10 protein-coding genes are annotated in these 12,306 nt (G+C 65.5%); 5 read left to right on the top strand and 5 right to left on the bottom strand.

Translation table 11 applies throughout. From position 1 onward, the window contains the following. Window positions 1-494 precede the first annotated feature (494 nt). A complete protein-coding gene (locus ACVILH_RS22695; protein WP_456714866.1) occupies window positions 495-1,370 on the top strand; it encodes a GNAT family N-acetyltransferase in 876 nt (291 codons plus the stop codon). A 182-nt stretch (window positions 1,371-1,552) separates the two neighbouring features. On the opposite strand, the gene ACVILH_RS22700 is transcribed toward ACVILH_RS22695, so the two are convergent. From ACVILH_RS22700 to ACVILH_RS22715, 4 genes are all read right to left on the bottom strand, one after another. Then, entirely contained in the window at window positions 1,553-3,016 is a 1,464-nt protein-coding gene (locus ACVILH_RS22700) for an NAD-dependent succinate-semialdehyde dehydrogenase (RefSeq protein WP_456714867.1), read from the bottom strand. Between the two features lie 15 nt (window positions 3,017-3,031). Beyond that, a complete protein-coding gene (locus ACVILH_RS22705) occupies window positions 3,032-4,075 on the bottom strand; it encodes a tartrate dehydrogenase (RefSeq protein ID WP_456714868.1) in 1,044 nt (347 codons plus the stop codon). A gap of 74 nt (window positions 4,076-4,149) precedes the next feature. After that, complete coding sequence (locus tag ACVILH_RS22710) at window positions 4,150-4,506, bottom strand: cupin domain-containing protein (RefSeq protein ID WP_456714869.1); 357 nt, start codon at window positions 4,504-4,506, stop codon at window positions 4,150-4,152. Between the two features lie 30 nt (window positions 4,507-4,536). Next, on the bottom strand, window positions 4,537-5,472 hold the full coding sequence (locus ACVILH_RS22715) for a 2-hydroxyacid dehydrogenase (protein WP_456714870.1): 936 nt from the start codon (window positions 5,470-5,472) through the stop codon (window positions 4,537-4,539). A 376-nt stretch (window positions 5,473-5,848) separates the two neighbouring features. Here ACVILH_RS22715 and ACVILH_RS22720 point away from each other — a divergent pair, with 376 nt between their 5' ends. The 4 genes from ACVILH_RS22720 to ACVILH_RS22735 are packed head-to-tail and all read left to right on the top strand — an operon-like array spanning window position 5,849 to window position 10,664. Further along, on the top strand, window positions 5,849-6,718 hold the full coding sequence (locus tag ACVILH_RS22720) for a GNAT family N-acetyltransferase (RefSeq protein WP_456714871.1): 870 nt from the start codon (window positions 5,849-5,851) through the stop codon (window positions 6,716-6,718). A 10-nt stretch (window positions 6,719-6,728) separates the two neighbouring features. Next, complete coding sequence (locus tag ACVILH_RS22725; protein ID WP_456714872.1) at window positions 6,729-7,880, top strand: alanine racemase; 1,152 nt, start codon at window positions 6,729-6,731, stop codon at window positions 7,878-7,880. A 52-nt stretch (window positions 7,881-7,932) separates the two neighbouring features. Then, window positions 7,933-9,210 carry an NAD(P)/FAD-dependent oxidoreductase gene (locus tag ACVILH_RS22730; RefSeq protein WP_456714873.1) on the top strand — a complete coding sequence of 426 codons (1,278 nt, stop codon included), beginning with the start codon at window positions 7,933-7,935 and terminating at the stop codon, window positions 9,208-9,210. After that, entirely contained in the window at window positions 9,207-10,664 is a 1,458-nt protein-coding gene (locus ACVILH_RS22735) for an aldehyde dehydrogenase family protein (protein ID WP_456714874.1), read from the top strand. The genes ACVILH_RS22730 and ACVILH_RS22735 overlap by 4 nt, the downstream gene beginning before the upstream one ends. A 52-nt stretch (window positions 10,665-10,716) precedes the next feature. On the opposite strand, the gene ACVILH_RS22740 is transcribed toward ACVILH_RS22735, so the two are convergent. Continuing rightward, on the bottom strand, window positions 10,717-11,826 hold the full coding sequence (locus ACVILH_RS22740) for a phosphatase PAP2 family protein (protein WP_456714875.1): 1,110 nt from the start codon (window positions 11,824-11,826) through the stop codon (window positions 10,717-10,719). Between the last annotated feature and the right edge of the window lie 480 nt (window positions 11,827-12,306).

Here is a 12,306-nt window from a genome sequence, read left to right on the forward strand (position 1 = left end):
GGCGCCAGGACCACGCGTCTTCACGTCCGCAGGCCTGCCGTTCGTCGGCGAGCATGACGCCCGCTGCAGCCGGCTCGCAGCCACCGCATCTCCGGCCCACGTCTCGTGACGATCGCGATGCGCCCCTCTCGGCGGGCCGGGGTGAAGACAGAGAAAAGTAAATTCGAAAAAAACGAAAATAGTATTATTTTTTTCAGAATGTCGGCGAAAGGCGGCCGCAACCTCGTAGGATCAACTGATCATCGTGGGAGGCCGGCAGATGAGTTTGTCCGTAAAGGACTCGCGGCGGAGCGGCGACGTTGCGACCCGCAGAAGAGGTATGCTATCGCGCTCGCGCATGTCGCCGTTCTATCATCTACAGTCCGCCGGCTGAGAAATAGCCTTCGACAACACGGTGGCAGCAGGCAGGCTCGGAACTCCGGATGGTTTGTAGACGATGTGTCGTGTTGATGTCGTTCTTGGCTGCACCAATGGAAGGCGATAGGGATCTGAGGATGCAAGACTTCGTGCGCCTGACATCGTTCGAGCTATTTCCGCAGGACATCGCGACCGTCGATCTCAAGCTGCTTCACGCTCTCACGATCAGCGTCGGCTGGCCGCACCGCCCGAACGATCTGGAGCTCATGCGCCGGGCGGGCAGGGGGATCGTGGCGGTCGACGGCATCGGGCGCGTGTTCGGAAGCGCGATGTGGTTTCCTCACGGCGATGATTTCGCCACGATCGGCCTCGTGATTACGGTGCCGCGCACGCAGGCGCAGGGCAACGGACGCTGGCTGATGGACCACGTCTTCTCGCAATGCGGGTCCCGGCGCCTCAGTCTCAACGCGACGAGGGCGGCCTACGGCCTCTATCACTCCCTGGGCTTCATCAAGGAGGCGATCGTTCAGCTCTACGATGGCGAGGTCTCGTGGAGTGGAGGGTCTCTATCCCCCGTGGATGGTCGTCTCGAGGAGCTACCGGCGGAGGCCATCAGCGAGATCATGCCGCTCGACCTGGCTGCATTCGGGGTGGATCGTGAGCGCCTTCTCACCCTTTTGGCCGAGGTGTCGAGCGTGCGTGTGCTCCGGCGTCACGGTCAGATCGTCGGCTACTCGATGTGCCGCGAGTTCGGCAGAGGGCATGTCATCGGACCGATCGTCGCGTCCAATGACGATGATGCCATCCATCTTGCGGCGGTTCACATGGAAGCGCTCAAGGGACGATTTGTTCGAGTGGATACGCGCTCACACGGCGCCTTCGCGGAATTCCTCACCCGCAGCGGGCTCGTCGCCGGCGAAGCTGTCACCAGCATGTGGAAGGGACGCCCGTTCCTGAACGAGGTCGCGGGCAACCCGATCGTCTACGGCCTGGCCGGCCACTCCTTCAACTGATCCCCTGCGCCGAACGTCACGTTCGACAGGTCTCGAGGCGGAGCCTGTGGGACGCGGGCTGATCGCCATCTCCCCGTGTGAGCTCGGGACGATGGCGAATACGTTGGCCTCTCATCAACGCTCATCGGTTCGGCCGAGCCGGAGGACGCCTCAGTCAGGGCACGCTCCGGCGCCAACGCCGGTTACGCGCTCGGCCGGATGCCGGCGATGTGGAACGTCTTCACTTCGAGATATTCTTCGATGCCCAGATAGGATCCCTCGCGCCCGACACCCGACTGCTTGACGCCGCCGAAGGGAGCGACCTCGGTGGAGATGGCTCCGGTGTTGAGACCAACCATGCCGAATTCGAGCGCCTCGCCGACGCGCCAGGCGCGCGAGAGTCCCTCGGTGTAGAAATAGGCGGCGAGGCCGAACGGCGTGCCATTGGCGATCGCGATCGCCTCGTCCTCTGTCTGGAAGCGGAAAAGAGGGGCGACGGGGCCGAACGTCTCCTCGGAGGCGAGCAGCATGTCGGTCGTTGCTTCTCCGATCACGACAGGGCGTGCATATTGCGCGCCGGGCGGGATGTCAGCGCTTTCCGCGAGGATGCGGCCGCCCTTGGCCTTGGCGTCGGCGACATGCCGCTCGATCTTCGCGATGGCTGCGGGATTGATCATCGGGCCGATGGTCACGCCGTCCTCGGTGCCGGGGCCGACCTTCATGGCCTTCACACGGCTCGCGAGCCGTTCGGCGAAGGCGTCGTACACGCCTGCCTGGACCAGGATGCGATTGGCGCACACGCAGGTCTGGCCGCCGTTGCGGAATTTCGAGGCGACGACCCCTTCCACGGCAAGGTCGAGGTCGGCATCGTCGAACACGATGAAGGGCGCGTTGCCGCCGAGCTCGAGGCTCAGCCGCTTGATGCTGTCGGCCGCGCCGCGCATCAGGAGCGCGCCGATCCGTGTCGATCCGGTGAAGGAGATCTTGCGCACCGTCTCGCTCGCCAGGAGCGCCTTGCCGATGTCGGTCGGCATGCCCGTCACGATGTTGATGACGCCGGCCGGAATGCCGGCACGTTCGGCCAACACGCCCAGCGCGAGAGCCGAGTAGGGCGTGAACTCCGACGGCTTGATCACCACGGTGCAGCCTGCCGCGAGCGCAGGCGCGACCTTGCGGGTGATCATCGCGTTCGGAAAATTCCACGGCGTGATGATGCCGCAGACTCCGACAGCCTCCTTCAGAACGATGATGCGGCGGTCAGGCGTGGGCGAGGGGATCGTCGTGCCGCCGATGCGTCGCGCCTCCTCGGCGAACCATTTCACGAAGCTCGCGCCGTAACGGATCTCGGCCCGTGATTCCGCCAGCGGCTTTCCCTGCTCGGCGGTGAGGATGCGCGCGAGGTCGTCCTCGTGCTCAAGCATCAGCGCGTGCCACGCCTCGAGGAGGGCGGCGCGCTCGGCGTGCGTCTTCTGTTTCCAGGGCGCGAAGGCGCGGCGAGCGGCATCGATGGCGGCGCGCGTCTCGGCCTCGCCCATGTCCGGCACGGTCCCGACCGCGGCCTGCGTGGCAGGATCCAGCACCTCCAAGGTCGCCCCCGAGGCCGCGTCCTGCCAGCGGCCGTCGATCAGGCCCTGGAAGCGCAGCAGGCCGGTGTCGTTCAATTGCATGGTCCCATGTCCTTGCTAGCCGAGAGCCGTCAGAACGGCGTTGGCGATGGCATCTGTCTTGTCCTTGCCGGGCTCTGCGCCAATGCCGCGGGCCGTGGTGGCCTCGATCGCCCGCATGACGTCGGCAGCGGCCTCTCGCTCGCCGAGGTGCTCCAGCATCATCGCCCCGGACCAGATGGTGGCGATCGGATTGGCGATGCCAAGATGCGCGATGTCAGGCGCCGAGCCGTGCACCGGCTCGAACATCGAAGGCGCGGTGCGCTCGGGATTGATGTTGGCGGCGGCCGCAAAGCCGAGCCCGCCCTGGATGGCGGCGCCGAGATCGGTGAGGATATCTCCAAAGAGATTGGAGGCCACGACCACGTCGAGCGTATCAGGCGCAATCACCATGCGCGCCGCCATCGCGTCGATGTGGTAGGGCGTGACCTCGACGTCCGGGTACTCCGCTGCGATCGCGCGTGTGACCTCGTCCCAGAACACCATCGAATGCTTCTGGGCGTTGGACTTGGTGACCGAGGCGAGCCGTCCGCCTCTCGCCCTGGCCTGCTCGAAGCCGAAGCGCAGGATGCGCTCGACGCCGCGCCGGGTGAAGATCCCGGTCTCCACCGCCACCTCGTCGGCCGTGCCGACATGCACCCGGCCTCCGGCGCCGGCATATTCGCCTTCCGTGTTCTCGCGGATGCAAAGGATGTCGAAGCTCGTAGCGTGCAGCGGGCCCTTCACGCCCGGCAGCAGCCGGTGCGGGCGGATGTTGGCATATTGGGTGAAGGCCTTGCGGATCGGCAGCAGCAGCCCGTGCAGGGACACGGCGTCGGGCACCTCGGCGGGCCATCCCACCGCGCCAAGCAGGATGGCGTCGAAGCGGCGCAGTGTCTCGATGCCATCAAGAGGCATCATCGCGCCTGTCTCCCGATAGAAGGCGCACGACCAGGGGAAGCGCGTGGCCGTGAGCGCAAAGCCGCGCAGCGACGCCGCGCGCTGAAGCACGCTCCAGGCTGCGTCGATGACGGCCGGGCCGATGCCGTCGCCGGGGACGAGGGCGATGGTGTAGGACTTCATGGGCGTCTCAGGGACCTATAGTTGGAGGCGTGCTCGGGACGACGGAGCGGATGACGCCGCTCGCGGGCGAACCGTCACTCGTAGACGCAGACATAGATCTTGCGGACGGTCTCGATCGTGCGCCAGATGCCGACGAAGCCCGGCTTCATCACGAAGCTGTCGCCGGCCCGGAAGGTGAAGGTGTCGCCGCCGGTCTCCTGGATCTCGATCAGCCCCGACAGGATGTGACAGAACTCGAACGTGGTCCCCTTGATCGAGTGGGTTTCGCCGGGCGTAGCTTCCCAGATCCCGGTCTTGATCATCTCGCCGCGCGAGTCATCCTGGGCCCAGGTCTTGAACTTGGGCGAGCCGGAGATCAGTCGCTCGGGCAGCGGGAGCGCGTCTTTGGGCGTGAACGTCGGATTGGGATCGATCGGGATGAGAAGCGACATGCGTGACTCCGCGTGCGATGGATGAGGGCTTCAGTAGCCGCGCGCGCGATCGACCAGGCCGATCATCGGCTGGCCGGCGCGATGGCGGCGGATGTTGTCGATCACGGCGCGGGCCGCCGTATGAGGCTGGGTGACGCTCGCGACATGCGGCGTGATCGTCACCTTGGGATGGCGCCAGAGCGGGTGATCCGAAGGCAGCGGTTCGGGATCGGTGACGTCGAGCACAGCGGCTGTGAGGTGTCCTGCATCAAGCGCTGCTAGCAGCGCGGACGTGTCGAGCTGCGGACCGCGCCCCACCTGCACCAGGGCCGACCCTCGGGGCAGGCCGGCGAACAGGTCGGCATTGAGAAACCCGCGCGTCTCGTCCGTCAGCGGCAGCAGGCACACGAGGATATCCGTCCGTGCAAGAAAGCCCGGCAATTGTGCCGCGCCGTGAAAGCACTCGACGCCCTCGATCGTCCGTGGCGAGCGGCTCCAGCCGGCCAAGGCAAAGCTGAACGGCTTGAGGCGCTCCATCGCCGCCTGCGCCAGGATGCCGAGGCCCAGGAAGCCGACGCGCCGCTCGCTCGCCTGGCAGGCCGGCAAGGCGCACCAAATCCCTTGGCTCTGCTGCGCGGCATAGGCCGGCCAGTCGCGATGCAGCGCCAGCACCGACAGCGCGACGTATTCCTGCATCATGCTGATGATGCCGTCCTCGACCATGCGCACCACGGAGATGCCGGCCGCAAGACCCGCTCCGTCGAACTGATCGACGCCCGCGCCGATGGAGAACACGACCTCCAATCGCCGGTAGCGGTCGAGATCTGCCGGAATCTTCCACGTGATGATGTAGCGCACGTCGTCGGGATCGACCGTTGCCGCATCGTCCGCGAAGATGATGTCCGGGAGATCGCGTGCGAAGGCTTGGCGGAACACCGCGGCGCGTTCGGCGGTCGAGTTGAACAGGAAGACCGGCCGACCGCTCATGCGCAGAGACTTTCACCGGGCGCGAGGATCATCGTGAGGCACGCGCTGCCGAGCGCACGCGGCACGCCGGCGACGGACGGGCACGTGACCAGTCTCGTCGGGATCTCCTCCATCATCGCGCCTCCGTTTGGGATGGCGCTCAAGGTAGAGAAACGGCCCGGCTATTCGCGCCGTAGACTGAGGACTTTCGGAAGATAATATCGAAAACGGTCCGGTCTGCAGTCGATCCTTCTGCAGGTCCCGGATCACTCTACTCGCCGTGACGCACCGCCAGTTCGATCCTGGATGGGTAGGCCGAACGGATCTCCCATCACCATCAGACCGATGGGACGTCCTCCGAGTTGTTCGAGATCTCATTGAGACGCCTGACAGCAGCATGACAACCGCAGACTTCCGGAAGCGAGCGACCGCGGCAAACGACGTCGCGCTCGTGCCGTTCTCCAACCGCCATCTTCCCGGCGCCCTGAAATTGTCCCAGGACATGCGCTGGCCTTACCGGATCGAGGACTGGGCGTTCGCCCTGCAGCTCGGCGAGGGATTCGTTCTGGAGCGTGACGGCGAGGTCATTGCCACCGCCGCGTGGTTTCCCTATGGCAAGGACTGCGCCACCATGGGCATGATCATCGTCGCAGGCGCAGCCCAGGGGCGCGGTTATGGCGGCATGCTGATGGACAGGATGTTGGCGGCGTCAGGCTCTCGCACCGTCCTCCTGAACTCCACGCCGGAAGGCCAGCTTCTCTATGCCCGGCGCGGCTTCCGGCCGGCGGGCACGGTCCACCAGCATCAGGGCACTCCCGTCGGCCGCTTTGAAACGCGTCCTCCTGATGTCGTGCGCCCGTTGTCGTCGTCCGATCTGGAGGCCGTTGCGCGTCTCGACGCCGAGGCGACAGGCTTCCAGCGGCGTCCGCTGCTCGCGCGGCTCCTGGAGGTCGGTGAGGCACACGTCCTGCTGCGGCAGGGCGACATCGCCGGTTATGCCGTCTCGCGCCTGTTCGGCCGTGGGCACGTGGTCGGCCCCGTCATCGCGCCGACAGACGGTGACGCCCGCCGTCTGATCGAGGCGGCGCTGTCGCGGCTTGAAGGCCGATTTGTGCGGATCGATACGGCGGCTGATAGCGGCCTGTCTTCCTGGCTCGAGTCGATCGGCCTGCCGCAGGTCAGCTATGCGCTCACCATGGTGCGGGGCACGATGCCGCCGAGCGGGCCGTCTCGGGTCTTCGCGCTGTCGAACCAGTCGCTCAATTAGGAGAACCGGCATGCTGCACGCCGCGCCTGCGAGCCTCGAAGGCCTCGCTACTCCGGCCGCCATTCTCGATCGGACCCGGCTGGACCGCAATCTCGCGCGTCTCGCAGCGCGCATGACGGATCTCGGCGTCACGCTGCGTCCGCACATGAAGACCGCCAAGTCGATCGACGTCGCCCGGCGCGCCTTCCCGAACGGGCCGGGACCCGTGACAGTCTCCACCTTGGCGGAGGCGGACTACTTCGCGGGCCACGGCTGCCGCGACATGACTTATGCGGTCGGGATCGCGCCTCACACCGCCAGTCGCGCGATGAGCCTGCGTAAGGCGGGCTTGGATATCAAGGTGCTGCTGGACACGGTGGAGCAGGCGGCCTTCCTGGCTGAGGCGGGACGGGCGGTGGGCGTCACGCCGGCTGCTTTCATCGAGATCGACTGTGATGGCCATCGTGGCGGGCTGCGAGTCGATGACCCCGCGCTGCTCGACGTCGCGGCGGCGCTGGCGGACAGCGGCTCGTCGCTGGCGGGCGTGCTCACTCACGCCGGCGAATCCTACGCGCTCCATGCGCAAGACGCACTCGTCGCCGCAGCCGAGAATGAGCGGACCGTCGCGGTCGAGGCGGCCGAGCGACTGCGCGCAGCCGGACACCGATGCCCGATCGTCAGCGTCGGCTCGACTCCCACGGCGCATTTCGCCGCCGCGCTCCACGGCGTGACCGAAGTGCGGGCGGGCGTCTACATGTTCTTTGATCTGGTGATGCACGGCGTCGGCGTCTGCTCGACCGATGATATAGCCCTCTCCGTTCTGTCCACCGTCATCGGGGCAAAGCCCGAGAAGGGCTGGATCATGATCGACGCCGGCTGGATGGCGCTCTCGCGCGATCGTGGCACGGCAAGCCAGCGCGTGGACCAGGGCTATGGCCTGGTCTGCGATCTCCAGGGCCGGATCTATCCCGACCTGATCGTGGCCCATGCCAGCCAGGAGCATGGGACGCTCGCGATCCGCTCCGGTTCATCCGAGCCGCTGCCGGATCTGCCTGTGGGCAGCAAGGTCCGCATCCTTCCCAACCATGCCTGCGCCACGGCCTCACAGCACGAGCGCTACCATGTCGTCGCCGGCCAGAGCGGCGCGATCGAAGCCCAGTGGCCGCGCATCCGCGGCTGGTAGTTGATTGGCACACAGCAAATCCTCTCTCGTCCTTCTTCGAGCCCGGTGACAGATGAAGCTCACATCCTACTGGCTGGACACCTCCGCACCGTTCGCAGGCGGTGCAAAGGGTCCGATCGAAGGCACATATGATGTGGCGGTGATCGGTGGCGGCCTTACGGGCTCGTCGGCGGCACTGGCGCTCGCGAAAAAGGGCGCCCGCGTCATCATGCTCGAGGTAGAGACGATCGGCCACGCCGCCTCGGGTCGCAACGGTGGCATGTGCAACAACGGCTTCGCCCAGGATTATGGGGTGATGTCCGACAAGCTCGGGCGTGAGACCGCCGACAGGCTCTATCGCGCCTTCGACGCCGGCGTGGACATGGTCGAGCGCCTCGTCGCCGAAGAGGGCATCGACTGCAGCTTCGTCCGTGTCGGCAAGATCAAGCTCGCGGCCAAGCCCGAGCATTACGACAAGCTGGCGCGCGGACAGGAATTGCTCGCCGCTCACGTCGATCCCGACACCCACATGGTGCGCCGCGAGGATCTCGCCTCGGAGATCGAGTCCGATCGCTACTATGGCGGCCTCGTCTATCGCAAAAGCGCGGCGATGCATGTCGGGCGCTTCGTTCGAGGCCTTGCGGAAGCGGCCGCGAAGCGCGGCGTCGCCATTCATGAGCGCACGCCGATGACCGGTCTGACGGCCGCGCCCGGCAGCGGCCACCTCGTTGATACCCCTAAGGGCCGTTTCACGGCCAAGCAGGTTCTCCTTGCCAGTGGGATCTCGCAGGTGGGTCCACTCGGCTGGATCCGTCGCCGCGTCGTGCCGGTCGGCGCCTTCCTGATCGTCACCGAGCCGTTGCCCCCAGATGTTCTCGACAGGTTGCTGCCGCGCCGGCGCAATGCGGTCGACACCAAGAACCTCGTCAACTACTTCCGCACGACGCCCGACAATCGCCTGCTGTTCGGCGGCCGGGCGCGGTTTGCGGTGTCTAATCCTGCCTCTGACGCGAAGAGCGGCGGGATCCTGCGCGCCGCGCTTCACGATGTCTATCCGGAGCTGCATAACGCGCGCATCGACTATTGCTGGGGCGGCATGGTCGACATGACGCGCGACCGCCTGCCGCGCGCCGGCGAACGCAACGGCATCTACTACTCCATCGGCTACAGCGGCCACGGCACGCAGATGTCGACGCTGATGGGGACGATCATGGCCGAGGTCATGGACGGCCGGGCCGCCTTGAATCCCTGGAAAGACTTCGCCTGGCCCGCCATTCCCGGCCATCTCGGCAAGCCATGGTTCTTGCCTCTCGTCGGCGCCTACTACCGCATCAAGGATCGCTTTCAATGAGCAACCCCATCCGGCATCTGACAAGGGCGCGCCATCTTGGCTCGTTCTTCATCGACGGCGACTGGTGCAAGCCGGATGGCATGGAGCATGCTCCCATCGTTAATCCCGCGACGGAAGAGGTGGTGGCCGCCCTGCCGCTGGGCAGCGAGGCGGATGTCGAGGACGCCGTGGGCGCCGCGCGTCGCGCCTTTCCCGGCTGGGCACGCACGCGCCCCGAGGAGCGGGCCGCACTCCTCACGCGTATCCTCGCTTTGATTCTCGAACGACAGGAGCTGTTCGCGCAGGCACTGACGTGCGAGATGGGAGCTGCGATCGGCTATGCGCGTCAAGCGCAGGTCCCGCTGGCCGCCGAGCATGTCCGTGCCGCGCGTGACAATCTCGCGACCTTTCCGTTCATCACCGCACGCGGCAGCACCGCGATCATGCGCGAGGCCATCGGCGTCTGCGCGCTCATCACGCCGTGGAACTGGCCGCTCTATCAGATCACCGCCAAGGTCGCTCCGGCGCTCGCCGCGGGCTGCACGATGGTGTTGAAGCCGAGCGAGTTGTCGCCGCTGAGTGCTGCGTTGTTCGCCGAGGTGATCCAGGATGCCGGCGTGCTGCCCGGCGTCTTCAATCTCGTCCACGGGACAGGTCCGACCGTCGGCGCCGCGCTGGCCGCGCATCCCGAGGTCGACATGATCTCGATCACCGGCTCGACCCGGGCGGGCGTTCTCGTCGCTCAGGCGGCCGCGCCCACCGTGAAGCGCGTGGCTCAGGAGCTTGGCGGCAAATCGCCCAACATCATCTTGCCGGATGCCGATCTGCGCCGGGCCGTTTCGCTCGGCGTCGGCGCGGCCTTCCGCAACCTCGGCCAATCCTGTAGCGCGCCGACGCGCATGCTCGTCTTGCGCTCACAATTGGAGGAGGTCGAGAGGCTGGCAGCGGCCGCCGCGTCCGAGCTGGTGGTCGGCGATCCTCTCGCGGTCAGCACGACCCACGGTCCGATCGCCAACCGGCCGCAGTTCGATCGCGTCCAGACCATGATCGGCGTCGGCCTCGATGAGGGCGCCAAGCTCGTCATCGGCGGGCCGGGGCGGCCGGATGGACTCTCGGTCGGGCTCTTCGCGCGACCGACGGTGTTCTCGAACGTCCGTCGCGACATGCGTATTGCGCAGGAGGAGATCTTCGGCCCGGTGCTGTCGATCATTCCCTACGATACACTGGAGGAGGCGGTGGAGATCGCAAACGACACTGTCTATGGCCTCGGCGCCCATGTCCAAGGCGGGGATCGGCAGACGATGCAGATGGTTGCCGCGCAGATCCGGTCCGGCCAGGTCCATCTCAACTATCCCGATTGGGACCCCAACGCACCATTCGGCGGCTACAAGCGTTCCGGCAATGGCCGGGAATACGGCCCCGAGGGGATCGAAGAATATCTCGAGACCAAAGCCGTGCTCGGCTTCTATCGCTGATGACCGGTGGCAACACATCAGTCGCCATGCAGAAGCAGAGCTGCGGCTGAGATCAGTTGCGGCCCAGCGCATAGCACTCATCGTGCTCTGCGGAGGTCATGGCTGCCGCGACGCCGAAGCGCTGCCGCTCATGGTGTGGGCCCAGCCCCACCGGATCACGCGCAGCCACCCGCGTGGCAACAGCTCGTGCGACCAGGATTGATCCGATGGCGATCGCAGCGCCGGCGATCATGTCGGCCAGAAAGTGCCCGCCGCCGATCGGCGTCGAAAGCAGCATCGTTCCGTTGACCAGGATGTTGAAGGGGCGAAGCCAACGGAAGGACCAGAGTGCCCAACCGTAGAGGATGGCTGCTGCCGCGTGGAAGCTCGGAAAGGTCACGATGCCGACGAGCTGGTTGATATCCAGAAGGCGCAACGTGCCCTCGCGAACCAGAGGCATCTGCCGCGCCGTGTCATAATAGGCTTCCGGAACGAGATTCGCGTAGTCGGACGGCGTCAGTCCCAGCGCGTGATAAACGCCGATCGCCGGAACGACCATGGTCAGGCCGCAAGTCAGGATCGCTGTCAGGCTCATGGCGAGGTTGAATTCGGCGAACCTGCGACAATGGCCCAGCAGCGGAAGGGCGACAACGACCGCCACGGCGGACCATGCAATCGAGCGATAGGCAAGGCTGAGGATGATGATCAGCCACGGGCGCATGTTGACGAAGGCAAGGTAGGCTCGAAAGTCAAAGCCCAGGCCTTGGTCGAAGGCGAGCAGATTTGCGTCCTGAAGCGGCAGGCATGCGGCGGTGACGATATGGGCGAGAGACGCAAGCCCGCTGAGCGCGAGAATGATCTGCGCCAGTCCCGTGAGAAACGAGAACAGCCACGGCTCGGCGCGCGCACCCGAGCGTGCAACCGAGTAGCCAATGTAGCCGTAGAACATCGTGACGGAGAGCACGATGAGATAGCCGAGCGGCCGAGCCCGAAAATCCGTTAGCGCCAGGCACAACGCAAAGCTCGCCCAGAGGCCCGCCAGCACTAGCCAATTCAAGCGAAACACGCTCCAGGCGATCCTGGCTTCGACGCTATCGTACGCATGACTGCGACCGATGCTGGTGAGGATCGACCTGAGACGGTCGGAATGAGGCAATAGCCGGCCGTATGCGGTGTCCGACATTGTCGTCCGCTCTCACATGTCAAAGAGTTTCAAAATATGTCCCGTCGGTGTTCTGTTACGCCGGCTGCGATCGCAAAATCAACCTCAACGAGTAAGATACGCTGATACCGTGGCAGGATGCTTAATCGAATATGACTCGGAGCGATCAGGAGCGTGGTCTCCGTCACGCGCGAAGCTCGAGCCTGCGTTGTTGTCCGATCGCGTCAAGGTTGCATGTTGGAAGGATCGCGTATTCAGCTATCTGAAGGCCTCCGGATCGGCCGAGAGATGCGTTGCCGCGTCGTGCTCTGTCCAATGGCTCACCGGTGCGAAGCAATCCGGAACGTCACAAAAGGGAACCGAAACGTCTGCTTTGGGCCTGTCTCCCGCGCGTATGGAATGGATGCAACTGAAAGTTGTTCTGAACAATGGGCACCGAGCAAGGGGATGCGGAGCTGGACGGCCGGCAGTGCGATCGCAACTGAGGGCGCCTGCCGTCAG

It is taken from the genome of Bradyrhizobium sp. USDA 4353, assembly GCF_054063215.1.